General features: G+C 72.0%; 19 protein-coding genes. 16 read left to right on the forward strand and 3 right to left on the reverse strand.

Annotation, left to right across the window (positions count from 1 at the left end):
• Positions 1-111: 111 nt before the first annotated feature.
• A complete protein-coding gene (locus ACF062_RS31705) occupies positions 112-1047 on the reverse strand; it encodes an NADP-dependent oxidoreductase (protein WP_392143252.1) in 936 nt (311 codons plus the stop codon).
• 113 nt (positions 1048-1160) lie between these two features.
• Between ACF062_RS31705 and ACF062_RS31710 the strand changes: the two genes are divergently transcribed.
• Complete coding sequence (locus ACF062_RS31710; protein ID WP_392143075.1) at positions 1161-2177, forward strand: GlxA family transcriptional regulator; 1017 nt, start codon at positions 1161-1163, stop codon at positions 2175-2177.
• On the opposite strand, the gene ACF062_RS31715 is transcribed toward ACF062_RS31710, so the two are convergent.
• Positions 2178-2513, reverse strand: a complete 336-nt coding sequence (locus ACF062_RS31715) for a DUF427 domain-containing protein (RefSeq protein ID WP_356580486.1) — start codon at positions 2511-2513, stop codon at positions 2178-2180.
• 51 nt (positions 2514-2564) lie between these two features.
• Between ACF062_RS31715 and ACF062_RS31720 the strand changes: the two genes are divergently transcribed.
• The 9 genes from ACF062_RS31720 (at position 2565) to gatB (ending at position 13409) form a co-directional block, all read left to right on the forward strand.
• Positions 2565-3134, forward strand: a complete 570-nt coding sequence (locus ACF062_RS31720) for a TIGR00730 family Rossman fold protein (protein WP_392143076.1) — start codon at positions 2565-2567, stop codon at positions 3132-3134.
• A gap of 7 nt (positions 3135-3141) precedes the next feature.
• Positions 3142-3840: an SDR family oxidoreductase gene (locus ACF062_RS31725; RefSeq protein WP_392143077.1), complete on the forward strand. Its 699-nt coding sequence runs from the start codon at positions 3142-3144 to the stop codon at positions 3838-3840.
• The gene (locus tag ACF062_RS31730; protein WP_392143078.1) at positions 3837-4850 is read left to right on the forward strand and encodes a methionine synthase; all 1014 of its coding nucleotides are present in this window, start codon (positions 3837-3839) and stop codon (positions 4848-4850) included. The genes ACF062_RS31725 and ACF062_RS31730 overlap by 4 nt, the downstream gene beginning before the upstream one ends.
• A 30-nt stretch (positions 4851-4880) precedes the next feature.
• Positions 4881-7064, forward strand: coding sequence for an NAD-dependent DNA ligase LigA (gene ligA / locus ACF062_RS31735; RefSeq protein WP_392143079.1), 2184 nt, complete (start codon positions 4881-4883; stop codon positions 7062-7064).
• Between the two features lie 530 nt (positions 7065-7594).
• On the forward strand, positions 7595-9712 hold the full coding sequence (locus ACF062_RS31740) for a putative bifunctional diguanylate cyclase/phosphodiesterase (RefSeq protein ID WP_392143253.1): 2118 nt from the start codon (positions 7595-7597) through the stop codon (positions 9710-9712).
• Between the two features lie 135 nt (positions 9713-9847).
• On the forward strand, positions 9848-10144 hold the full coding sequence (gatC, locus tag ACF062_RS31745) for an Asp-tRNA(Asn)/Glu-tRNA(Gln) amidotransferase subunit GatC (protein WP_010984178.1): 297 nt from the start codon (positions 9848-9850) through the stop codon (positions 10142-10144).
• Positions 10145-10148: 4 nt separating this feature from the next.
• On the forward strand, positions 10149-11642 hold the full coding sequence (gene gatA / locus ACF062_RS31750; RefSeq protein WP_392143080.1) for an Asp-tRNA(Asn)/Glu-tRNA(Gln) amidotransferase subunit GatA: 1494 nt from the start codon (positions 10149-10151) through the stop codon (positions 11640-11642).
• Positions 11639-11878, forward strand: coding sequence for a hypothetical protein (locus ACF062_RS31755; protein WP_223776919.1), 240 nt, complete (start codon positions 11639-11641; stop codon positions 11876-11878). Before gatA ends, ACF062_RS31755 begins: the two co-directional genes overlap by 4 nt.
• 16 nt (positions 11879-11894) lie before the next feature.
• Complete coding sequence (gene gatB / locus ACF062_RS31760; protein ID WP_392143081.1) at positions 11895-13409, forward strand: Asp-tRNA(Asn)/Glu-tRNA(Gln) amidotransferase subunit GatB; 1515 nt, start codon at positions 11895-11897, stop codon at positions 13407-13409.
• Positions 13410-13481: 72 nt separating this feature from the next.
• Here the strand turns inward: gatB and ACF062_RS31765 are convergent, their stop codons facing one another.
• Positions 13482-14705: an SMI1/KNR4 family protein gene (locus ACF062_RS31765; protein WP_392143082.1), complete on the reverse strand. Its 1224-nt coding sequence runs from the start codon at positions 14703-14705 to the stop codon at positions 13482-13484.
• A gap of 215 nt (positions 14706-14920) precedes the next feature.
• Between ACF062_RS31765 and ACF062_RS31770 the strand changes: the two genes are divergently transcribed.
• From ACF062_RS31770 to ACF062_RS31795, 6 genes are all read left to right on the forward strand, one after another.
• Positions 14921-17029 carry a phosphocholine-specific phospholipase C gene (locus tag ACF062_RS31770; RefSeq protein WP_392143083.1) on the forward strand — a complete coding sequence of 703 codons (2109 nt, stop codon included), beginning with the start codon at positions 14921-14923 and terminating at the stop codon, positions 17027-17029.
• 215 nt (positions 17030-17244) lie between these two features.
• Positions 17245-19521 (forward strand): MMPL family transporter, encoded by a 2277-nt coding sequence (locus tag ACF062_RS31775; RefSeq protein WP_392143084.1) that lies wholly within the window; start codon positions 17245-17247, stop codon positions 19519-19521.
• The gene (locus ACF062_RS31780; protein ID WP_392143085.1) at positions 19490-20059 is read left to right on the forward strand and encodes a GNAT family N-acetyltransferase; all 570 of its coding nucleotides are present in this window, start codon (positions 19490-19492) and stop codon (positions 20057-20059) included. The genes ACF062_RS31775 and ACF062_RS31780 overlap by 32 nt, the downstream gene beginning before the upstream one ends.
• A gap of 35 nt (positions 20060-20094) precedes the next feature.
• A complete protein-coding gene (locus ACF062_RS31785; protein WP_392143086.1) occupies positions 20095-20733 on the forward strand; it encodes a hypothetical protein in 639 nt (212 codons plus the stop codon).
• Between the two features lie 205 nt (positions 20734-20938).
• Complete coding sequence (locus ACF062_RS31790; protein WP_392143087.1) at positions 20939-21139, forward strand: hypothetical protein; 201 nt, start codon at positions 20939-20941, stop codon at positions 21137-21139.
• A 67-nt stretch (positions 21140-21206) separates the two neighbouring features.
• Entirely contained in the window at positions 21207-24326 is a 3120-nt protein-coding gene (locus ACF062_RS31795) for an AAA family ATPase (protein WP_392143088.1), read from the forward strand.
• The last annotated feature ends 84 nt before the right edge of the window (positions 24327-24410 follow it).

Raw genomic sequence — 24410 nt, forward strand, 5'->3', positions numbered from 1 at the left:
CGGTTCCGAAGAAGCCCGACCTGATCCCCGACCGCAAGTCCCGGGCGGCTCGCGGCGGCGAACCGACGCGAGCGCCACGCGGTCCAGCGACAAGCATTCTCGATACGCGGCCTAGCCGACCTGGAGCACGATCTTGCCTCGCGTACGGCCCCGCTCGCCGTAGGTGTGCGCCTTCGCCGCCTCCTCCAGGGGCAGCACCGTGTCGATCTCGGCGCGCAGCTTGCCCTCGTCCACCAGGCGCGCGATCTCCAGCAGGCCCGCGCGGTCCGGCTCGACCACGGTCCAGCCCGTGTGGATGCCGCGCTCCCGCGCGCGGGCGGGGTCCGGGAGGCCCCCGGGGTCGGGGAGGGTGACCAGGTGGCCGCCGCGGCGCAGGACCTCCACGGACCGCGTGCCGTACGTCCCGCCCACCCCGTCGAGGACGACGTCCACGTCGCTGATCGCCTCGGTGAAGTCCACGCGCGCGTAGTCGACGACTTCGTCCACGCCGAGCCCGCGCAGGAAGTCGTGCTTCTCGGTGCGGGCGGTCCCGATGACGTACGCCCCGTGCGCCTTGGCGATCTGCACGGCCAGATGCCCCACGCCCCCGGCGGCCGCGTGGATCAGCACCCGCTGCCCGGCCCGCAGCCCGGCCGTCTCGACCAACCCCTGCCAGGCGGTGAGTGCCGCGAGGGGCAGTGCGGCGGCCTGGACGTGGTCGATGCCCGCGGGCTTGGGTGCGAAGCGCCGGGCGGGAGCGGCGACGTACTCGGCGTAGCCGCCCGCCTGCTCGGGGAAGCGGGGCATCCCGAAGACCTCGTCACCGGGGGCGTACAGCGTCACTCCGGGGCCCACCTCCTCGACGACGCCCGACACGTCGTAACCGAGGATCGGGGTGTCGCCCCAGGTGCCGAAGGCGCCCTCCGCGCGGGTCTTCCAGTCGACGGGGTTGACGCCCGCCGCGTGCACCCGGACGAGGACCTCCGTGAGGCCCGGCTCGGGCCGGTCGACCTCCACGGGGACCAGGTTCTCCGGGGCGCCCCAGGCGCGGGGGCTCACGGCACGCATCTTCATGATCATCCTCTTGAATCCTCGTTCGAAAACGGCCTGAGGACCCAGAGTGCGACGGGTCCGCCGATCACAGTGCTGGCAGTCCGGCCATGATGTGACAGGATTCGGCCATGGCTTCGGCAGACGGACGACACCGGGTGGCGGTCCTCGCGCTGGACGGCGCGTACGCCTTCGAGATGGGCATCCCACCCCGGATCTTCGGAGCCGCGCAGGACGCCGAGGGGCAACCGCTCTACGACGTCGTCGTCTGCACGGTGGACGGCGGCCCGGTGCGCACCGACGCCGGGTTCCAGGTGATGGCGGAGCACGGCCCCGAGGCGCTCGCCGAGGCGGACACGGTGGTGATCCCGCCCACGGACCGCCTCTGCGGCGGCACCCAGGACGGCGTCCTGCCCGGACCGCTCGCCGCCGCCCTCGCCCGGGTGCGGCCCGGCACGCGCTGGGTGTCGATCTGCACCGCCTCGTACGTCCTCGCCGCGGCCGGGCTGCTCGACGGGCGCCCCGCGACCACGCACTGGAAGGAGGCCGACCACTTCCGGCGGACCTTCCCCCGGGTCGACGTCGACGAGGACGTCCTCTTCGTGGACGACGGCGACGTCCTGACGGCGGCGGGTGTCGGCGCCGGCGTCGACCTCTGCCTGCACCTGCTGCGCCGCGACCACGGCAGCGCCGTCGCCCACCGTGTCGCGCGCCTGTGCGTGGTCCCGCCCTGGCGCGAGGGCGGCCAGGCGCAGTACATCGAACGGCCCGTCCCCGAGCCGACGCTCGCCACGACGGCCGCCACGCGCGCGTGGGCGCTGGAACGGCTCCAGGAGCCGCTTCCCCTCGGTGAGCTCGCCGCGCACGCGCGCATGAGCCTGCGCACCTTCACGCGCCGCTTCCAGGAGGAGGTCGGCATGCCGCCGGGCCGCTGGCTGACCGCCCAGCGCATCGAACTGGCCCGCCGGCTCCTGGAGTCCAGCGACCTGCCCGTGGACGTGGTCGCCCACCGCGCGGGCTTCGGCACGGGCAACTCCCTGCGCCAGCACATGCGTTCCGTGCTCGGCGTCTCACCGGCCGCCTACCGCAGGACGTTCGCCTCCGCCGCCCCGGTGACCGCCCCCGTGACCGCCCCCGCCGTCCGGTGACTAACCCTGCCGTGCGGTGATCTCCGCGTCGTAGAAGCAGTAGTGGTCCTTGATGGCCGCCACCTCCGGCTTTGGCTCCCGGTACGCCCACACCGCGTCCGGCGCGCCCGGCAGCGACCAGTAGGAGGCCGTGCCCTTGAAGGGGCAGTGCGTGGTGGTCCCGGAGGGTGTCAGCAGGTCGGTGCGCACGTCCTCCGGCGGGAGGTAGTGGCGCGCCGGGTAGCCCGTCTCGCGCAGCAGCAGCGGGCGGCTGCTCTCCGCCACCACCTGCCCCTCGTGCACCACCCGCACGTGGTCCGTGCCCTGCTCGACGGTGATCCGGTGTCCCTTGGTCACGACGTGTCCTCCTCGACAGGTGCTGTCAGCGTCGGACCGTACCGTGGGCGCATGAACATCTGCGTCTTCCTCTCCGCCGCCGACCTCGACGACCGCTACACCCGCCCCGCCCGGGAGTTCGCCGAACTGCTCGGCAAGGGCGGGCACACCCTGGTGTGGGGCGGTTCCGAGAGCGGTCTGATGAAGGTCGTGGCGGACGGCGTCGAGGAGGCGGGAGGCCGGCTCGTCGGCGTCTCCGTGGACTTCCTCGCGGCCAAGGCCAGGGTCATCGCCGAGCCCCACGAGATGGTGATCGCCCGCGACCTCGCCGAGCGCAAGGCGCTGCTCCTGGAGAAGGCCGACGCCATCGTGATCATGGTCGGCGGCACCGGCACCCTCGACGAGGCCACCGAGATCCTGGAGCTCAAGAAGCACGGCAAGCACACCAAGCCGGTGGTCCTGCTGAACTCCGCGGGCTTCTACGACGGCCTCAAGGAGCAGTTCCGCCGCATGGAGGACGAGGGCTTCCTGCCCCTGCCCCTCACCGACCTGGTCTTCTTCGCCGAGGAGCCCGTCGGCGCACTGGCGTACCTGGAGGCGAAGACACTAGCGGCTACCGCCGCGGGACAGGGCACCCAGTGATGCGAGCATGGCGGGTATGGCAACACATGTGATCACCGGGGCCGGCTCCGGCATCGGAGCGGCCGTCGCCCGCCGCCTGCACGCACGCGGCGACGAACTCGTCCTCCACGCGCGGGACGCGGGCCGCGCCAAGGAACTCGCCGCCCAGTTCCCCGGCGCGAGCACGCTCGTCGGCGACCTTGCGGACCCCGACAAGCTCTCCTGGGCCTTCGGGCACCAGTCGCTGCCCTCGCGCGTGGACTCGCTCCTGCACATCGCGGGCGTCGTCGACCTCGGACCGGTCGGCGAGCTGACCCCCAAGTCCTGGCACCACCAGCTCAACGTCAACCTCATCGCCCCCGCCGAGCTGACCCGCCACTTCCTGCCGCAACTGCGCCTCGCCCAAGGGCACGTGGTCTTCGTCAACTCGGGCGCGGGTCTGAACGCCCACGCCGACTGGTCCGCGTACGCCGCCTCCAAGCACGGCCTGAAGGCCCTCGCCGACTCGCTGCGTCAGGAGGAGCACGGCAACGGCGTCCGGGTCACCTCGGTCTACCCGGGCCGCACGGCGAGTGCCATGCAGGTCAAGGTGCACCAGCAGGAGGGCAAGGAGTACGACGCCTCGCGCTTCATCGACCCCGAGTCGGTCGCCACGACGATCATCATGGCCCTGGACCTGCCGCGCGACGCGGAGGTCAACGACCTGACGGTGCGGCCGGGCCGATGAGCGACACCTTCACCTGGGGCGCGGCCACCGGCGTCGGGTCCATGCCCGGCGCGGACGCCCGCGAGGCCGCGAAAACCGTCACCGGCAGCTTCGACGGGCCGCGGGAGGGCATGCCGTACCTCGCCGAGCTGCCCGCGCGCGGACCCGGCGCCGACATGATCGGCCGCACGGCCGGCCTGCTCGTCGACGTGTACGCGCGCGTGGAGCCCAGCGGCTGGCGCGTCGGCGACCGCCCCGGACGGGACACCAAGCGGGCCAGGGCCTGGCTCGGCGAGGACCTCGACGCCCTGGAGGAGTTCACGCAAGGGTACGAGGGCCCGCTGAAGATCCAGGCCGTCGGCCCGTGGACGCTCGCCGCCGCGCTGGAGCTGCGCAACGGCGAGGCGGCGCTCTCCGACCCGGGCGCCTGCCGTGACCTCGCCGGATCGCTCGCCGAGGGCCTGCGCGAGCACCTCGCCGACGTGCGCCGCAGGGTGCCCGGCGCCCAGGTGGTGCTGCAACTCGACGAGCCCTCGCTCATCGCCGTGCTCCGCGGGCAGGTCAAGACGGCGAGCGAGTACCGCACCCACCGGGCCGTGGACCGCCAGGTCGTGGAGGACACCCTGCGGGCCGTCCTGGCCGTACAGGGCGAGGGCCCGACGGTCGTCCACTCCTGCGCGCCGGACGTGCCCTTCGCGCTGCTGCGCCGCGCCGGCGCCCACGCGATCTCGTTCGACGCCTCGCTCCTCACCGAGCGTGACGACGAGACCATCGGCGAGGCCGTCGAGGGCGGCACGAAGCTCTTCGCCGGTGTCGTGCCGGGCGTGGGCGGCCGATTGTCAGACCCTGCCGGTAGCGTCATGGGTGTCAGGACGTTGTGGCGCAGGCTGGGGCTGAATCCGGGATCGCTCGCGGAGTCGGTCGTGGTCACTCCGTCGTGCGGTCTCGCGGGGGCGTCTCCCGCGTACGCGCGCGCGGTGCTCGCCCACTGCGTCAAGGCGGCGAGATCGCTCGCAGACAACCCTGAGTAATTGGGTATGACGTAACGGGAGGACTTTACGGTGGCTGTCGAACAGCAAGGCTCTGTGCCCGCCGAGGCACGGGATCAGCATGCCCAGCTGGCCGAGCAGATCGAGGAGCACCGCTTCCGGTACTACGTGAAGGACCAACCGGTCGTCAGCGACGCCGAGTTCGACAAGCTCCTGCGTACCCTCGAAGCCCTGGAAGAGGAATATCCGGAGCTGCGGACGCCGGACTCGCCCACCCAGAAGGTCTCCGGTTCGTACGAGACGGAGTTCACGGCGGTCGAGCACCGCGAGCGCATGCTCTCGCTGGACAACGCCTTCGACGACGCCGAGCTGGCGGCCTGGGCCGACCGCGTGGCCAAGGACGTCGGCTCGCCGGGCTACCACTTCCTGTGCGAGCTGAAGGTCGACGGCCTCGCGGTCAACCTCACCTACGAGCACGGCAGGCTGACCCGCGCCGCCACCCGGGGCGACGGCCGCACCGGCGAGGACATCACGCCGAACGTCCGTACGATCGCGGACATCCCGCAGCGCCTCAAGGGCGAGCGCGTCCCGGCCCTCGTGGAGATCCGCGGCGAGGTCTTCTTCCCGATGGAGAAGTTCGAGGAGCTGAACGCCCGCCTGGTGGAGGCGGGCGACAAGCCCTTCGCCAATCCGCGCAACGCGGCGGCGGGTTCACTGCGCCAGAAGGACCCCCGTGTCACCGCGACCCGCCCGCTGCACATGGTCGTGCACGGCATCGGCGCCCGCGAGGGCTTCGACATCGACTGCCTCAGCCACGCCTATGAACTGCTGCGCGAATGGGGCCTGCCCACCGCCAAGCACAACAAGGTCGTCGACGACATCGAGGGCGTGCGGGACTTCATCGCGTACTTCGGCGAGAACCGCCACTCCGTGGAGCACGAGATCGACGGCGTCGTCGTCAAGCTCGACGAGATCCCGCTCCAGGGCCGCCTCGGCTCCACCTCGCGCGCGCCGCGCTGGGCGATCGCCTGGAAGTACGCGCCGGAGGAGGTCAACACCAAGCTGATCAACATCCGTGTCGGCGTCGGCCGCACCGGCCGCGTCACGCCGTACGCCCAGGTGGAGCCCGTCACCGTCGCCGGTTCCGAGGTCGAGTTCGCGACCCTGCACAACCAGGACGTCGTGAAGAAGAAGGGCGTCCTGATCGGCGACACCGTCGTGATCCGCAAGGCCGGCGACGTCATCCCGGAGATCCTCGGCCCCGTCGTGGACCTGCGGGACGGCACCGAGCGGGAGTTCGTGATGCCCGCCGAGTGCCCCGAGTGCGGCACGGCGCTGCGGCCCATGAAGGAGGGCGACATCGACCTCCGCTGCCCCAACGCCCAGACGTGCCCCGCCCAGTTGCGTGAACGTCTCTTCTATCTGGCGGGCCGCAAGTCCCTGGACATCGAGAACTTCGGATACGTCGCCGCGGCCGCGCTGACCAGGCCCCTGGAGCCCGCCGAGCCGCCCATCCTCGACGAGGGCGACATCTTCGACCTCAAGGTCGAGGAGCTGCTCCCCATCAAGTCCTACGTCCTCGACCAGGACTCCGGCCTGCCCAAGCGCGACCCCAAGACCGGCGAGGAGAAGGTGGTCACCTTCTTCGCCAACCAGAAGGGCGAGGCGAAGAAGAACACCCTCGCCATGCTGGAGAACATCGCGGCGGCCAAGGAGCGCCCCCTCGCCCGCGTCCTGACCGGCCTCTCGATCCGGCACGTCGGCCCGGTGGCCGCCGAGGCGCTGGCCCGCGAGTTCCGCTCCATCGACCGCATCGAACAGGCCACCGAGGAAGAGCTGGCCACGACGGAGGGAGTGGGCCCGGTCATCGCGGCCTCCCTCAAACAGTGGTTCGCCGAGGAGTGGCACCGCGAGATCCTCCGCAAGTGGCGGGCGGCCGGGGTGCGCATGGAGGAGGAGTCGAGCGGCGAGGACGAGGGCCCCCGCCCCCTGGAGGGCCTCACCGTCGTCGTGACCGGAACGCTTGAGCACTACACCCGGGATGGCGCGAAAGAGGCGCTCCAGACCCGGGGCGCGAAGGTGACCGGTTCCGTTTCGAAGAAGACGTCGTTCGTGGTCGTCGGGGACAACCCCGGTTCCAAGTACGACAAGGCGATGCAGGTGAAGGTTCCGGTTCTCAACGAGGAAGGCTTCGTTGTGCTGCTGGAACAGGGACCGGACGCGGCGCGGGAAGTCGCGCTTCCGACCGAGGAGTAGCGGTTGAAGGCCACCCGTTCAGCGCATACCAGATGCATACGGGTGGCCGGGTCGCATTCGGGCAACCGTAGTCGACCGCTGCCCGTGGAAGCCTTCTGCGGCCTACTGTTGAGGTGTGCGCCTGCCGTGCCCCGCTGCGAACGGGGTATCTCCTGCTCAACAAGAGCTTGGAAGGGAGCATCCCCTGCTCGACACGGGCTCGGGAGCAGAGCAGCCCCTTGCTCGTCGAGAGCGAGGGGACGGATTTGTGGACGCGGCCGAATCCGGGCCGAGTCCGTATGGCGTGGGCACCGCCGGCTGTGAGAGGGACGGGAATGGAACCGACCGAGAGCGCCGCCCCGGACTCACCGCTGCGCGCGCGCCGGTGGCACGCGCCGGGCACCTGGCTGCGCGGCCGCCGGACCGCACAGGACACCGATTCCGCCACCTCGAGCGGGTCTTCGGCCGGGGCGCTGAGCACAGCCATCGAACCCCGTGAGCGGGCCTGGACGGCCCCCACCACAGGACGCGGCACGGAGAGCGCCGTGGCCCTGGCGGGCGGCCCCACCGAGCCGGACCCGCGCGACGCCTGGCCGCTGCTGCCCGTCGTGGTCGTCACGGCGGCCGCGGTCCTGCTGGGCACCGGCTTCTTCCAGGCTTTCACGGGCCGGCACACGCTGTTCCCCTCCGGCGCCGCCGGCTGGTCCTTCGCCGTGCTCACCGGCCTCATCGTCGGCCACCTCGTCGCCCTCGGCAGGGACCGCTGGTGGGGCGGCACGGGCTCCGGCGGGGCCCTCACCGTCGCCGTCCTGCTGCTGTACGGCTGGGTGCCGGCCGGCATGGTCAGCCTCACCGTCGTCGTCCTGGTCGGCGCCGCGCGCAGACACCGCTGGCGCCAGGGCGTGCTGCACGGCGCGGTCGACATCCTCGGCATCGGCGCGGGCGCGCTCACGATGGCCGCGTTCGGCACCTCACCGACGGCCGAGTCGCCCTGGCTGCCCGAGACCTGGGACCTGTACACCGCCCCCGAGGTGGCCCTGGTCGCCGTCGCCTACCTCGTCGTCACGCGCGTACTGCTCTGGTACGTCCACGCGCCGCGCACCGGCGCCCTGCCCACCGTCACCCGAACGGCCCTGGTGCGCCAGGGCCTCCTCGGCATCGCGCTGCTCGGCATCGCCCCGCTGATCTGTGTGGTGGCGATCTCCCTGCCGATCCTGCTGCCGCTCTTCGCGATCCCACTGGTCGCGCTCGACTCCACCCTGTGGATCGCCCGCGCCCGCGCGGAGGAGCAGCTGAGGGACCCACTCACCGGACTGCCCAACCGGCAGTGGCTGTTGGAGCGGACCTGGACGGCCCTCGACGACGCCGAGCGGATCGGGGCGCGCTCCGCCCTGATGCTGATCGACATGGACCGTTTCCGCTCGGTGAACGACACCCTCGGGCATCTCGCCGGTGACCGGCTGCTGTTGCAGATAGCGGACCGGCTGCGGCTCGCGCTGCCGCGCGGCGCGGAGGCGGCCCGGCTCGGCGGCGACGAGTTCGCCGTACTGCTCCCCATCGCCGACTCCACGACCTCCGCCACGCGCGTGGCCCGCCAACTGGTCGCGGCCCTCGGCTCGCCGCTCGACCTCGACGGCCTCACCCTGGTCCTGGAGGCCAGCGCGGGCCTCGCCGTCTTCCCCGACCACGCGCTCGACGCCGAGGGGCTGCTGCGGCGGGCGGACGTGGCGATGTACCAGGCGAAGCGGGACCGCACGGGCGTCGAGGTGTACGAGTCCAAGCGGGACTCCAACACCCCCGACCGCCTGGGTCTGTTGGGCGACCTGCGGCGGGCGCTGGACGCGGGCGACGTCGAACTGCACTACCAGCCCAAGGTCCGCTTCGACGGCAAGGTGGCGGGTCTCGAAGCGCTGGTGCGCTGGGTGCACCCCGAGCGCGGGAAGGTCCCGCCGGACGAGTTCATCGCCATCGCCGAGTCGTCCGGCCTCATGCCCCACCTCACGGAGTACGTCCTGGAGTCAGCGCTCGGCCAGGTGGCCAAGTGGCAGGCGCAGGGCCTGAAGGTCCCCGTCGCCGTGAACGTCTCGCCGCGCGACGTCCACACGCCCGGTTTCGCGGGCTCGGTCGCGGCGCGGCTCGCCCGGCACGGGGTCCCCGCGGGGGCGCTGCAACTGGAGATAACGGAACACGTGCTCCTGGAGGACCCGCAGCGCGCCGCCGACACGCTGGCCGGGCTCACCGGCCACGGCGTCAAGATGTCCCTGGACGACTTCGGCACGGGGTACTCCTCACTCGTCCACCTGCGGCGGCTGCCCGTCAGCGAGCTGAAGATCGACCGCTCCTTCGTGGCGCGGCTCGCCGTGGACAACGAGGACGCGGAGATCGTCCGCTGCACGGTGGACCTCGCGCACTCCCTCGGCCTGCTCGTCGTCGCCGAGGGCGTCGAGGACGACGAGACCTGGGAGCGGCTGCGCGACCTCGGCTGCGACGCCGTGCAGGGCTGGCTGGTCGCCGCGGCGATGCCGCCGGACGAGACCACGGCGTGGCTGCGGGCGCGCGGCTCCCGCGGCTGGCGCCGGCCCGCGGACGTGGCGGCGGAAGCGGCGGCGGCGCTCGTCGAGGGCTCCGACGTGGCACAGCCCCAGTCGTCGGACCACGTGGTGAACTGACCGCCCGCCTTCGGCCCTCCCGATGCGGAGGGCCGAGGCCGCCGGGCCCTCGCGGGGAAACCGTTTAACGGGCACACCACCCGGCCCCATAGGATTGGGGTCACAACCCGCACACTCACCCCTGAGGATCGCCGCATGCCTGGCATCACGCGCGAGGAGGTCGCCCACCTCGCCCGCCTTGCACGTCTGGAGCTGAAGGCCGAGGAGCTCGACCACTTCGCCGGACAGCTCGACGACATCATCGGCGCGGTCGCCCGCGTCTCGGAGGTCGCCGACCAAGACGTACCGCCGACCTCGCACCCGCTGCCGCTGACGAACGTCATGCGCGCGGACGAGGTCCGTCCGTCGCTCACCCCCGAGCAGGCGCTCTCTGGCGCCCCGGCCCAGGAGCAGCAGCGTTTCAAGGTGCCGCAGATCCTGGGGGAGGACTAAGAACATGACGGACATCATCAAGCTCACCGCCGCCGAGATCGCGTCGAAGATCGCCTCCGGCGAGCTCACGGCCGTCGAGGTCACCGAGGCCCACCTGGCCCGCATCGACGCCGTCGACGAGAAGGTGCACGCCTTCCTCTACGTCGACCGCGAGGGCGCCCTCGCGCAGGCCCGCGCCGTCGACGAGAAGCGCGCCAGGGGAGAGAAGCTCGGCCCGCTGGCCGGCGTCCCCGTCGCGCTCAAGGACATCTTCACCACCGAGGGCATCCCGACCACGGTCGGCTCCAAGATCCTCGAGGGCTGGATCCCGCCGTACGACGCGACGGTCACCAAGAAGCTGAAGGCGGCCGACGTCGTCCTGCTCGGCAAGACCAACATGGACGAGTTCGCCATGGGGTCCTCCACCGAGAACAGCGCCTTCGGCCCGACCGGCAACCCCTGGGACCTCACCCGCATCCCCGGCGGCTCCGGCGGCGGTTCCGCCGCCGCCCTCGCCGCCTACGAGGCCCCCCTCACCCTCGGCACGGACACCGGCGGCTCCATCCGCCAGCCCGCGGCCGTCACCGGCACGGTCGGCGTCAAGCCCACCTACGGCGGCGTCTCCCGCTACGGCATGGTGGCCTTCTCCAGCTCCCTGGACCAGGGCGGCCCCTGCGCCCGCACCGTCCTGGACGCCGCTCTGCTGCACGAGGCCATCGCCGGGCACGACGAGCTCGACTCGACGTCCATCGACGCCCCGGTCCCGCCGGTCGTCGAGGCCGCGCGCAACGGCTCCGTACAGGGCATGCGCGTCGGCGTCGTGAAGCAGTTCTCGGGCGAGGGCTACCAGGCCGGTGTCGTCCAGCGCTTCAACGAGTCGGTGGAGCTGCTCAAGTCCCTCGGCGCGACCGTCGTCGAGCTGGACTGCCCCTCCTTCGACCTGGCCCTGTCGGCGTACTACCTGATCGCGCCCTCCGAGTGCTCCTCGAACCTCGCCCGGTTCGACGCCATGCGCTACGGCCTGCGCGTCGGCGACGACGGCACGAAGTCCGCCGAGGACGTCACCGCGCTCACCCGCGAGGCCGGCTTCGGCGACGAGGTCAAGCGCCGCATCATCCTCGGCACGTACGCGCTCAGCTCCGGCTACTACGACGCGTACTACGGCAGCGCCCAGAAGGTCCGCACGCTCATCACGCAGGAATTCGAGAAGGCCTTCGAGCAGGTCGACGTGATCGTCTCCCCGACGACGCCGACCACCGCCTTCCCGATCGGCGAGCGCGCCGACGACCCGATGGCGATGTACCTGGCCGACCTGTGCACCATCCCGACCAACCTGGCGGGCAACTCCGCCATGTCGCTGCCCTGCGGCCTCGCGCCGGAGGACGGCCTGCCCGTCGGACTGCAGATCATCGCCCCCGCCATGAAGGACGACCGCCTGTACAAGGTGGGAGCCGCCGTCGAGGCCGCCTTCGTGGAAAAGTGGGGGCACCCGCTGCTGGAGGAGGCACCGTCGCTGTGAGCGCTCTGAACAAGGCCAAGGGCTTCAAGAAGTCCAAGACCGGTACGTATCTGTCGATCGGCACCACCGCGTTCGGCGCGGTCTCCGTGCTCAAGCAGGCCAAGCTGGCCCGCCGCGAACACGACACGCTCCGCCTCGTGGACGCCGTCGTCTCCGCTGCCGCCATCGCCACCGGCGTCGCGCTGCTCCTGCGGGAGCTCAAGCGCCTCGGCGACGACGACGTCCTGCTGGGCTGAGAGGGAAAGTTTCACCGTGACTGTCACTACCGACCTGGTGTCGTACGAGGAAGCCCTCGCGACGTACGACCCCGTCATGGGCCTTGAGGTCCATGTCGAGCTGGGCACCAAGACCAAGATGTTCTGCGGCTGCTCGACCGCCCTCAAGCAGGGCGCGAACAGCCAGACCTGCCCGACCTGCCTCGGCCTGCCCGGCGCGCTGCCGGTCGTCAACGAGATCGGCGTCGAGTCCGCCATCAAGATCGGCCTCGCGCTGCACTGCGAGATCGCCGAGTGGTGCCGCTTCGCCCGGAAGAACTACTTCTATCCGGACATGCCGAAGAACTTCCAGACCTCCCAGTACGACGAGCCGATCGCCTTCAACGGCTATCTGGACGTCCAGCTGGAGGACGGCGAGGTCTTCCGCGTGGAGATCGAGCGCGCCCACATGGAGGAGGACACCGGCAAGTCCACCCACGTGGGCGGCGCGACGGGCCGCATCCACGGCGCCTCGCACTCGCTCCTGGACTACAACCGCGCCGGCATCCCGCTGATCGAGATCGTCACCAAGCCGATCGAGGGCGCGGGCGAGCGGGCCCCCGAGGTCGCCAAGGCGTACGTCGCCGAGCTGCGCGAGCTGATCAAGGCGCTCGACGTCTCCGAGGCCCGCATGGACAAGGGCCAGATGCGCTGCGACGTCAACCTCTCGCTGCGCCCCAAGGGGCAGCAGGAGTTCGGCACCCGCAGCGAGACGAAGAACGTCAACTCGCTGCGCTCCGTGGAGCGCGCGGCGCGCTACGAGATCCAGCGCCACGCCGCGGTGCTCTCCTCGGGCGGCACGATCATCCAGGAGACCCGTCACTTCCACGAGGACGACGGCTCCACGACCTCCGGCCGCATCAAGGACAACGCCGAGGACTACCGGTACTTCCCGGAGCCCGACCTCGTCCCCGTCGCCCCGTCCCGTGAGTGGGTCGAGGAGCTGCGCGCCGGCCTCCCGGAGCTGCCGCGGCTGCGCCGCAACCGGCTCCGCGAGGAGTGGGGCATCTCCGAGCACGACATGCAGTCGATCCTCAACGCCGACGCGATCGGCCCGATCGTCGCCACCATCAACGCGGGCGCGGACGCCGCGTCGGCCCGCAAGTGGTGGATGGGCGAGCTGGCCCGGCACGCCAACGAGCAGGGCGTGGACCTCGGCTCGCTGGCGATCACGCCGGAGCACGTCGCCCGGGTCGCCGAGCTGGTCGCCAAGGGTGACCTGAACGACAAGCTGGCGCGCCAGGTCATCGAGGGCGTCCTGAAGGGCGAGGGCACCCCGGACGAGGTCGTCGAGAAGCGCGGCCTGAAGGTCGTCTCGGACGAGGGCGCGCTCACCGCCGCCGTCGACGAGGCCATCGCCGGCAACCCGGGCGTCGCGGACAAGATCCGCGGCGGCAAGGTCGCCGCGGCCGGCGCGCTGGTCGGCGCGGTCATGAAGGCCACCCGCGGTCAGGCCGACGCGGCCCGCGTGAAGGAACTGATCCTGGAGAAGCTGGGCGTCAGCGAAGGCTGAGCCCGGTCCGGCCAGGTGAGGGGCGGCGCACCCGAAAGGGGGCGCCGCCCCTTTCGCGTACCGCCAGGACCGCTACGGCACGTCGGGCCGCGGCGGTCCGAACGGCTCGAAGAACATCTCCTCCAGCGGGTCTTGGTCCTTGCGCAGGCCGTAGAAGGCGGAGTTGCCGGGGCCGCCGCGCAGCCAGTTCAGCAGCGTCTCGGTGAAGTCGCCCTCCAGGGGCGGGCCCTGGTTCGTGTGCCGGGGGTTGACGGCCACGCGCCACTGCTCGGGCTCTCCCTCGACGCACCAGCCGATCTGGTCCCCGTCGATCGTGGAGACGGCCGGCAGGAAACCTCCCGGCTCGGGCCAGGCGGGCAGGGGGTAGAACTGCGGATGCGCCTCGCGCAGGCTGCGGTACCCCTCCAGCATCTCCTCCACCCCCGCCGCCAGGCCGAGCCGGTGGCCGAGGTCGAGCGGGGCCGGCATGTCGAGCCACCAGCTCCAGTTCCCCGCGCCGTACCGCTCGCTCAGCGCCATGAAGTCCGGGGGCAGCCGGGTGCCGAGCCGCTCGAAGAGCTGCTCCCATGTGCCCTCGCCCACGTAGGGAACGAGGGGCGGGGGTATCAGCGCGGTGATCGCCTCCAGGCCCTCGCCCTCGGTGAGCGCGGCGTGCTGCCGGGCGTCCACATAGGTGCCGCGGGGCGGCGGCGCCCAGGGCGCGGCGCCGGCGAGGGGCGGCCAGGTGCGCACGGCGGGCGGCAGGGGGCCCAGGAGCCCGCCGGGCTCGCCGGGGTTCGGGACGCCGTCGCGGACGGCCGTGAACAGCCACTCCAGGAGCGGGAGTTCGTACGCCACCCAGGGCTTGGCGCCGCCGACCGCCACAGACGTGGTCAGCAGCACCACCGGCCACTCGTCCGGGTCCTTCGACACGGAGGTGTCCCAGAAGAGGTGGTCGCCGCCCGAAGTCGTGGCGAAGGCCAGCAGACCACCCTCGTCGGGCAGGAAGCGGCGCCGCTCCCGGGTGAACATGCCCGGCCTGATCGCGGAGTGGCGGTGGGTCTCCAGGACCCACGCGGCGAAGTCGTAGCGGCCGTCGGCGCTGACGCAGGGGGTGTGCAGCCGGACGGACGGGGCGTCGGGGCGGCCTGGTCCGCCTATCTCAGCCGGGCCGTACGCCGACACGAGCGCCTTGTAGTCGGCCGGGAGCGGCACCTCCAGCCAGGCTTCCACCGCCGCCCAGTCGACGGCGGGCACAGGGTCGGGCGGCGGCCCGACCAGGTCCGTGAAGGCGGCGATGCGTGCGGTGATCTCCATGCGTCCGAGGATGGCACCCGCCACTGACAACGCCCGCGCCGCGCGCCTTGGAAGCGGGCCAGCGGCCTCCGCGTCCGGGACCTTTTGGACGTTCACCCCGACTTCGGCCGGCGGCCTTCACAACGAAACCAGACGTCACTAGCGTCCCCGCCGTACAGGGCAATGGATCAGCAGAGAACCATTGGCTGTCGGCCAGCACTACTGGGAGGTCGTACGTGACTCCGGAGATTTCGCGCAGACGCCTGATGGCGATCGGCGGCGGCGCGCTCGGCGCGGCCGCCGCCGGCTCCTTCCTGCCACCGTCGTTGCAGGAGGCGCTCGCGCACGAGCCGCCGCGTGGCGGCGGTCTCGACTCGATCGAGCACGTCGTGATCCTGATGCAGGAGAACCGGTCCTTCGACCACTACTTCGGGTCCCTGCGGGGCGTGCGCGGCTTCGGCGACCGCAACGCCATCCGGCTGCCGAGCGGCAAGTCCGTGTTCGAGCAGCCCGACGCCCTGCGCACCGTCCTGCCCTTCCCCGTGCGGGAGGCCGCCAGGACGCAGAAGAAGGACCTCCAGTACATCGGCGACCTCGACCACTCCTGGAGCGGCGGCGCCAAGGCCTGGCATGACGGCTGGATGGACGGCTGGATCACCGCCAAGACCGCGGCGACCATGGCGTACTACACGCGCGAGGACATACCGCTGCACTACGAACTCGCCGACACCTTCACCGTCTGCGATGCCTACCACTCCTCCATCCACACCTCCACCAGCCCCAACCGCAACCACCTGTGGAGCGGGAAGACGGGCCACGAGGCGAACGGCAAGCGGGCCGTCGGCAACGACGCGTACGCCGAGGGCACCCACCCCGGCTACGGCTGGGGGACGTACGCCGAGCGCCTGGAGAAGGCGGGCGTGAGCTGGCGTACGTACACGGAGTGGGAGAACTTCACCGACAACCAGATCGAGTTCTTCACCACCTTCAAGGCCATCGCCCGCAAGGCGCTGGCCAAGACCGGCCTCACCTTCATGGAGGCCTTCTACGCCAAGGTGCGCGACGCCAAGGACGAGGCCGAGCGCGCCAAGCTCCTCGCCGCCCTGGAGGAGGGCGTCGCCATGCTGAGCAGACACGAGCGCTCACTGTTCGAGCGCGGCCTGCGGCGCGTGCCGACCGGCAAGCTGGCCGAGGAGTTCGCCAAGGACGTCGCGGGCGGCAAGCTCGCGAAGGTCACCTATCTGGTGCCCTCCGCGGTGGACTCCGAGCACCCCAGTGTCTCGTCGCCGATCCACAGCGCGACCATCGTCTACAAGATCCTCGACGCGCTCGCCTCGCACCCCGAGGTGTGGCGCCGCACCGCCGTCTTCATCAACTACGACGAGAACGACGGCTTCTTCGACCACGTGCCGCCGCCCGTCCCCGGCGGCGACTCGGCCGAGGAGCGGGAGGAGCGCTGGGAGGGCAGGCCGACCGGGCTGGGCGCGCGCGTGCCGATGCTCGTCGTCTCGCCGTGGACCGTCGGCGGCTACGTCTGCTCCGAGGTCTTCGACCACACCTCCGTCGTGCGCTTCCTGGAGAAGTGGACCGGCGTCGAGGAACCGAACATCAGTGCCTGGCGCCGCAAGGTCACCGGCGACCTCACCGGCGCCTTCGACTTCCGGCGCGCCCACCGGCAGCCCGACGTCGAGCGGCCGGGCCCGATCCCGGTGTTCAGCGGACGCTGGAGGCCCCAGCCGCCCCTGAAGCAGTCCATGCCGGTGCAGGAGCCGGGTGTCAGGCGTGCCCGCCCGCTGCCGTACCAGCCCGACGCCGACGTGCGGCCCGCCGAGGACGGCACGCTCACGGTGCGGCTGCGCAACGGCGGCAGCTCCAGCGCGCACTTCGCCCTCTACCCCTATGCCGGTGAGTTCACGATCCCCCGGCACCAGGACGTCGTCCGCAAGGGCTCCTGGACCGTGCCGGTGCCCGGCGACGCTTACGACTTCACCGTCACCGGGCCCAACGGCTTCCGGCGGGAGTTCGAGGGCGGTGCACCGGGCAAGGACGGCGGCGCGCGGCTCGCCTCCGCGATCACACGCCGCGAGATCCACCTCACCCTCGCCAATCGCGGCCGAGGGGAGCTCGTCTTCACGGTCAAGCCGCTCGGATACGTGGACGAGTCCGACGTCAGGCACCGGACGCGCACCGTCCGCGTCAAGGCGGGCAGCAGCCGCACCGTCGCCTGGCGGACCGACGACGAGCACGGCTGGTACGACGTCGAGATCACGACGGACCGCGACAGCGCGTTCCGCCGCCGCCTCATGGGCCACATCGAGAACGGCCGCGCCAGCGTCTCGGGCTGACGCCCCAGCGCGCGCGGGTGCGCGGAGGTGCCCCAGGTACCTCCGCGCACACGTCGTGTTCTTGTGAGTATGGCCACGAAAGGGACCAACGATCTTAAGCGGCTGTCAAGGTGACTGAGGCGCTCATGTCGTCTCACATGCGTTCTTTACGGGCTGTTCAGTTGATCCACTGCTGTTCCCGATGAAGATCCACAAATCACCCAGGGAGCCAGTACGTGGCAGCACTCGCACGGTGGTGTGTCAGGCACCGTCTTCTCGCCGTCCTGCTCTGGCTCATAGCCCTCGGTGGCGCCACGACCGCCGCCGCCGTCGCCGGATCCGCGTACTCGAACGACTACGAGGTCCCCGGCACCGAGTCCGGCCGCGCCACCCAGCTCCTGGACCGGGGCTTCCACGGCCTCGGCGGTGACAGCGACACCGTCGTCTGGCACACCGGCCCCGGCGGCACCGTCCGCGCGGCCGACGTGGAGCGGACCATGTCCGGCGCCCTGGGCAAGATCGCCGACCTGCCCGCCGTGGCCTCTGTGACGAGCCCCTACGACAGCCAGGGCGCGAGCCAGATCAGCCGGGACGGCCGCACCGCCTACGCCACCGTCACCTTCCGCGAGCAGGCCGACGACATCGACAAGGCCGACGCCCAGCGGGTCGTCGACACGGCCAAGGCCGCCGAGTCCGACGGCCTGGAGGTCGAGCTCGGCGGTACCGCCATCGGCCTCACCGAGTCCAAGAGCGCCCAGGTCGCCGAGGTCGTCGGAATCGCCGTCGCCGCCGTCGTGCTCTTCCTGGCCTTCGGCTCGCTCGCCGCCTCCGCCCTGCCCATAGCCACCGCGCTGGTCTCCGTCGGCACCGCGTACGCCGGCATAGTCCTGCTCGGCCATGTGATGACCGTCGCCGACTTCGCCCCGATGCTGGGCACGCTCATCGGCCTCGGCGTCGGCATCGACTACGCCCTGTTCATCGTGACCAGACACCGCAAGGGCCTCAAACGCGGCCTGCCCGTGGCCGTCGCCGCCGAGCGTGCCGTGGCCACCACCGGGCGCGCCGTCGTCTTCGCGGGCGCCACCGTCTGCATCGCCCTGCTCGGCATGCTCATCCTGCGGCTCAGCTTCCTCAACGGCGTCGCGATCGCCGCCTCGCTGACCGTCGTCCTCACCGTCGCCGCCTCCGTCACGCTGCTGCCCGCCCTCCTTGCCTGGATCGGGCCGCGCGCCCTGAGCCGCCGCGAACGCCGCAGGCTCGCCGAGCACGGGCCCGCGCCGGAGCTGCCGACCGGGCTCGCCGCCCGCTGGGCCGCCTTCGTCGAACGTCACCCCAAGCTCCTCGGTGGCATCGCGGTCCTCGTCATGGCCGTGCTCGCGCTGCCCACCTTCGCCCTCCACCTCGGCACCTCCGACCAGGGCAACAACCCCGCGTCCGCCACCACCCGGCAGGCCTACGACCTGCTCGCCGACGGCTTCGGGCCGGGCGTGAACGGCCCCCTGACGCTGGTCACCGAGGTCTACGGCGCGGGCGACCGCAACGCCCTGAACGACCTCGGCACGACGCTGAGGTCGACAGAGGGTGTCGCCTCCGTCAGCCCGGCGACGTACGACGACGGCGGCCGCACGGCCTTCCTCACCGTCGTCCCCGACTCGGCCCCGCAGTCCAAGGAGACCAGCGACCTCGTCGACCGGCTGCGCGACGACGTCCTGCCCGGCGCTGAGGCGGGCAGCTCCCTGGACGTGGCGGTCGGCGGCGTCACCGCGAGCTACGACGACTTCGCGGAGATCATCGTCGGGAAGCTGCCGCTCTTCGTGGGCGTCGTCATCGCGCTCGGCTGCGTCCTGCTCCTGCTCGCCTTCCGCTCGGTCGGCATCCCGCTCAAGGCGGCCGTGATGAACGTCGCCGCCGTCGCCTCCGCGTTCGGGGTCGTCGTCGCGGTCTTCCAATGGGGCTGGGGGAGCGAACTGCTCGGACTCGGCGCGGCCGGGCCGATAGAGCCCTTCCTGCCGGTGATCATGGTGTCCGTCCTCTTCGGGCTCTCCATGGACTACCAGGTGTTCCTGGTCAGCCGGATGTACGAGGAGTGGCTGGAGACCGGTGACAACCGGCGGGCCGTCCGCGTCGGCCTCGCCGAGACGAGCCGCGTGATCAACTCCGCGGCCGTCATCATGATCTCGGTCTTCCTGGCCTTCGTCCTCAGTGGCGACCGCGTCATCGCGATGTTCGGCATCGCCCTCGCGGCGGCCGTGGCCCTCGACGCCTTCGTCCTGCGGACCCTGCTCGTCCCCGCCCTCATGCACATGCTCGGCGGCGCCAACTGGTGGCTGCCGCGGAGCCTGGACCGTCTCCTGCCGCGCATCAGCATCGAGCCGCCCGAATCTCGTTCGAACGAGCGCCACGACCGTGCGAGTATCCCCGGGCAGTGCGGAAGGCAGAAGCCGCACGAGGACGTGAGTGGACCTGAGGAACGGGAGCGGGATGTTCGCGATATCGCTGGGCGAGGACGCTGAGCTGCGGCCGATCGAGCCGTGGCAGGCGCAGGAATTTCTCGGACACATCGAGCGCGCACGGGAGTACGCGGGCGCGTGGGTGCCCTTCACCGTGACGGTGAAGGACCTGGAGACGGCGCGCGGTTTCCTCCAGTCGTACGCCGACAAGCAGGCCTCCGACACCGGGCGCCTCTACGGCATCTGGCTGGAGGGCACCCTGGTCGGCGGCGTCCTCTTCCGGATCTTCGACACCGGCTCCGACAGCTGCGAGATCGGCGTGTGGCTGGAGCCGTCGGCCGCCGGGCGCGGCCTGGTGAACAAGGCCTCGCGGATCCTCATCGACTGGGCGGTCGAAGAGCGCGGCATGCACCGCGTGGAGTGGCTGGTGTCGTCCCGCAACGAACGCAGCAAGGCCGCCGCGGAGCGCCTCGGATTCGCCAGGGACGGTGTGCTGCGGGAGAGCTTTCCCTGGCAGGGGGTGCGGCACGACATGGAGGTGTGGTCCGTGCTCGCGCCGGAGTGGCGGGCGGCGCGGGCGGCCGCGGACGGCGTTCGTTAAGACGGCTCTCAGACTCCGTCCGTACGGTGCGGGGCATGGGTACTAAGACAGATGACGCGGCCGGTGCCAAAGGTGCGGCCGGGACCGGGGCCGAGGCCGACGAAGTGACAGGGGCCGGGAAGCCGGAGACGGTCGACGTCACGAAGTCCGACGCGGCCGACGCCGCCGGGCCCGAGGGCGCCGCCCCCGAGGCGGCGGAGGCCGCCGACGCGGACGCCGAGAACGCCGCCGCCGATGACGACGTGGATGCCGATGTGGTCGCCCGGCCCGCCGGGTCCGCCGGTGTCGGCCAGGGCGCCGCGGCCGTCGTGTCCGCCGCGCTCGGCGTGATCGGCCTCTCCGGAGGCTGGCTCGGCACGATCGCCGGGGCGCGCTCGAACATCATGGGGCAGCTGGAGACCAAGCAGTCCGCGAGCGTCTCCGACCAGCTCCAGGCCATGTACGGCGACTCCTGGCAGGCCACCGCGCTGGTCGCCGGCTTCTTCGCGGCCGCCGCGCTGGTCGTCGGCTTCCTGGTGCTGGTCAGGCCCGCGTTCGGCGCCCCCGGCCAGGAGCAGGCGCCGTGGATCAAGTCCGTGGCGTGGGCGGGTGTCGCGCTCGGCGTGATCGGGCTGATCCTCGCCGTCGCCAAGTACTCCGACCTGCTGCTCGGGCTGCCGTCCGCACCTTCCTGAGCCGCCGGTCCCCCGTACGCAAGGCACGTAAGGCAGGGGCGGGGCGAGGGCTAAGGCCCCCGCCCCGCCCCTCGTCGTACCTAAGGCCCCGCGCCCCCGGGAGATGCGGCATCCGCCCGATGTGGGCGACCCCCCTGGGAGACGAAAGTGGAGACATCGCAGAGCACGACACCGGCGATACCACTGACAACCCGAGGGGTACGACATGTTCGAGTACGAGATGCACCAGATGCGCGCCGCCGACCTGGCCCGCGAGGCCGACCGCCACCGGCTGCTCGGCGAGGCCCGCAAGCTCCGTGCCGCCGCCCGCCGTTCGGCCCGCCACGAAGCCGAGGGGCGGGTGAGTACGACGCTCTGGAGGAACCGCCTCATGCGGGGCAGGGCGCGCTTCACACGGGCCGCCTGAGATGACCGGACCCGTGCCGGTGACCGCTCCGCGGACATCGGGTGCCGCGCCGGCCGCCCTCTGTGCGATGCTCGCGGCTGTGCAGACCAGGTCCGTGAGCCCGGTGTTCGTCGGTCGGACCGATGAACTCGGCGTACTGAACGAAGCGCTCGCCCGCGCCACGGGCACCCCGCTCGAAGGAGCCGGGGGCCCGGGCCCGGGCGAGCCGCAGGCGTTGCTGCTCGGCGGCGAGGCGGGGGTCGGCAAGACCCGCCTCGTCGAGGAGTTCGCCGCGGCCGCCGAGAGCCAGGGCGCCGTCGTCGCGCTCGGCGGCTGCGTGGAGATCGGCGCCGACGGCCTGCCGTTCGCCCCCTTCGCCACCGCGCTGCGCTCGCTGCGCCGCCAGCTCCCCGACGAACTGGCCGCCGCCGCCGAGGGCCAGGAGGAGGAGCTCGCCAGGCTGCTGCCCGAACTGGCAGCGCCCGCCACGCACGGACACACCGCGCACGGACACGCCACCGGAGGCAGATCCGACGAGGGAACGGCCCGCCTCTTCGAGCTCACCGCACGCCTCCTGGAGCGCCTCTCCCGCGACCGCACCGTCGTCGTCGCCCTGGAGGACCTGCACTGGGCCGACACCTCCACCCGCCACCTCCTCGCCTATCTCTTCCGCACCCTGCGCGGCGGCCGCCTCGTCCTCATCGCCACCTACCGCGCCGACGACATCCACCGCCGCCACCCGCTGCGCCCCCTCCTCGCCGAGCTGGACCGGCTGCGCACGGTGCGCCGCGTCGAGCTGAGCCGCTTCAGCAAGGACGAGGTCGCCCGCCAGATGGCCGGGATACTCGCCGCCGAACCCGAACAGACCCTGGTCGACGACATATTCGACCGCTCCGACGGCAACGCCTTCTTCGTCGAGGAACTCGCCGTCGCCTCCCACGGCGGCAGCTGCGCGAGCCTGACGGACTCCCTGCGCGACCTCCTCCTCGTCCGCGTCGAGGAGTTGCCCGAGGACACCCAGCGGGTGGCGCGGATCGTCGCCGAGGGCGGTTCCACCGTCGAGTACGCACTGCTCGCCGAAGTCGCCGGACTCGACGAGGACGACCTCATCGAGGCGCTGCGAGCGGCCGTCGGCGCCAACATCCTGCTCGCCTCGCCGGACGACGACGGCTACCGCTTCCGTCACTCCCTGGTCCGCGAGGCCGTCAGCGACGACCTGCTCCCCGGCGAGCGCTCCCGCATCAACCGCCGCTTCGCCCAGGCCCTGGAGGCCGACCCCACGCTTGTCTCCGCCGACCAGCGCGCCGCCCGCCTCGCCACCTACTGGTACCACGCGCACGACGCGGCCAAGGCCCTGCCCGCCGTCCTCGACGCCTCCGTCGAGGCCCGCCGCCGGTACGCCTACGCCGAGCAACTCCGCCTGCTCGAACGGGCGATGGAGTTGTGGGACGACGCCCCCGAGTCCGTCCGCGAAGATCTCCGCCCCGCCGACTACGTCGAGGGCTACCCCGCCTGCGGCTGCGACCCCGCCACCGCCCCCCTGCGCTACCTGGACCTGATGGCCGAGGCCACGGTCGCCGGCCGCCTCTCCGGCGAACGCGACCGCGCCCTGAAGATCACCAAGCGCGCCCTCCGCTTCCTCGACGGCGAGCACGATCCCCATCGCTCCGCATGGTTCTGGGTGGCCCGCTCCCGGCTCGTCTCCACCCTCGGCCGCGGCGACGGCTGGGCGGAGATCGCCAAGGCCGAGGAGCTGATGCGCGGCCTGCCGCCCTCCGAGGTGCACGCCGACGTCCTCGTCTACCGCGCCTCCTGGGGCATGCTGCACGACCCGGGCCCCGAGACTCTCGCCGCCGCCGAACGCGCCGTCGAGTACGCCCGCATGGTCAAGGCCGACACCATCGAGCTCAACGCCCGCCTCACCCGCGGCGCCCTCCTCGTCGAGGCCGGCGACCCCGAGACGGGCCTCGCCGAGATGTACGAGGTCAGGGACCGCGTCGTCCGGGACGTCCTGGTCACCGACCTCAGCCGGGTCCACATCAACCTCCCCTCCTCCCTCGAAGGCGTCGGCCGCTCCGCCGAAGCGGTCGAGGTCGCGATGGAGGGCATCGACTTCTGCCGGAAGTACGGCCTGGTGGATTCCGAGGGCTGGGTCTGGGCCAACGTCGCCGAGTCGCTCATCTCCCTCGGCCGCTGGGACGAGGCGGCCCACGCCGTCGCGGAGACCCAACGCTGCGTGCAGAGTTCGAAGCCCCGGGCCTCGGCCTCCGAACGATCCGCGCGCATGGCGCTCTACCGCGGGGAGTACGCCGCGGCCGCCCGCCACATGCACACCGCCCACCAGCACCTCGGCACCCACGATCCACAGCCCCAGTACATCCTCGTCCTCGTCCGCATCGCCCTCGGCCTCGCCGCCGCCGAGGGCCGGATCCTCGACGGCCGCGCCGAGTTCGAACGCGGCCTCACCACCGGCCTCCCCCTCGGCACCTACAAATACGGCTGGCCCCTGCTTCTCGCCGCCGCCACGATGGAGGCCGACGCCCGCGGCCTGCCCGCAGCCGAACCAGGCCGCCCCGCCGCCCTCGAACGGATCCGCGGCGTCACCAAGACCCTCGCCACCCCCACCCCGCTCTCCCTCGCCCACGACGAGTGGACCCGCACCGAACTCCTCCGCGCCGAGGGCCGCGACCGCCCCGCCGACTGGGAAGCCGTCGTCACCGCCCTCGAACCCCTCGACCGCCCCTACGACCTCGCCCAGGCCCGCCTGCGCCTGGCCGAGTCCCTCCTCGCCCCGGACACCACCGACCGCGACCGCGCCGCCCTGCTGCTGCGCCAGGCCGGCGAGGTGGCCGACCGGCTCGGCGCCCGGCCGCTCTCCGACTCCATCAACGGACTCGCCCGGCGCGCCCGCCTCACGCTGCACCCCGCCGAGGCCCCCCGCGCCCCCGCCGCCCCGGCCGACCCCGCCGAGGCGCTCGGCCTGACCAGCCGGGAGCGGGACGTTCTACGCCTGGTGGCCGTGGGCCGCAGCAACCGCCAGATCGCCGAGGAGCTCTTCATCTCCCCGAAGACGGCGAGCGTCCACGTCTCCAACATTCTCGCCAAGCTGTCCGTCACCGGCCGCGGCGAGGCCGCCGCGCTCGCCCACCGGCTGCGGCTGTTCCCACCGGGCCGAGAGACCACCGCGAGTCAGGAGGCCGCCACCTAGGGCCTGCCGCGGTGACCTGCGCCTTTGTGGTCCCGGTCGGTTATCGGCCGCCTCGCTTACGCTTGACGACAGAGACTCGGCTCC

It is taken from the genome of Streptomyces sp. NPDC015345 (assembly GCF_043078805.1).
Lineage (GTDB): Bacteria > Actinomycetota > Actinomycetes > Streptomycetales > Streptomycetaceae > Streptomyces.

Coding starts and splice junctions, on each gene's coding strand:
- ACF062_RS31705 (WP_392143252.1), bottom strand. CDS start 1,047: ATGCGTGCCGTGAGCCCCCGCGCCTGGGGCGCCCCGGAGAACCTGGTC.
- ACF062_RS31710 (WP_392143075.1), top strand. CDS start 1,161: ATGGCTTCGGCAGACGGACGACACCGGGTGGCGGTCCTCGCGCTGGAC.
- ACF062_RS31720 (WP_392143076.1), top strand. CDS start 2,565: ATGAACATCTGCGTCTTCCTCTCCGCCGCCGACCTCGACGACCGCTAC.
- ACF062_RS31725 (WP_392143077.1), top strand. CDS start 3,142: ATGGCGGGTATGGCAACACATGTGATCACCGGGGCCGGCTCCGGCATC.
- ACF062_RS31730 (WP_392143078.1), top strand. CDS start 3,837: ATGAGCGACACCTTCACCTGGGGCGCGGCCACCGGCGTCGGGTCCATG.
- gatC (WP_010984178.1), top strand. CDS start 9,848: ATGCCTGGCATCACGCGCGAGGAGGTCGCCCACCTCGCCCGCCTTGCA.
- gatA (WP_392143080.1), top strand. CDS start 10,149: ATGACGGACATCATCAAGCTCACCGCCGCCGAGATCGCGTCGAAGATC.
- ACF062_RS31765 (WP_392143082.1), bottom strand. CDS start 14,705: ATGGAGATCACCGCACGCATCGCCGCCTTCACGGACCTGGTCGGGCCG.
- ACF062_RS31780 (WP_392143085.1), top strand. CDS start 19,490: ATGTTCGCGATATCGCTGGGCGAGGACGCTGAGCTGCGGCCGATCGAG.
- ACF062_RS31785 (WP_392143086.1), top strand. CDS start 20,095: ATGGGTACTAAGACAGATGACGCGGCCGGTGCCAAAGGTGCGGCCGGG.
- ACF062_RS31790 (WP_392143087.1), top strand. CDS start 20,939: ATGTTCGAGTACGAGATGCACCAGATGCGCGCCGCCGACCTGGCCCGC.
- ACF062_RS31795 (WP_392143088.1), top strand. CDS start 21,207: ATGCTCGCGGCTGTGCAGACCAGGTCCGTGAGCCCGGTGTTCGTCGGT.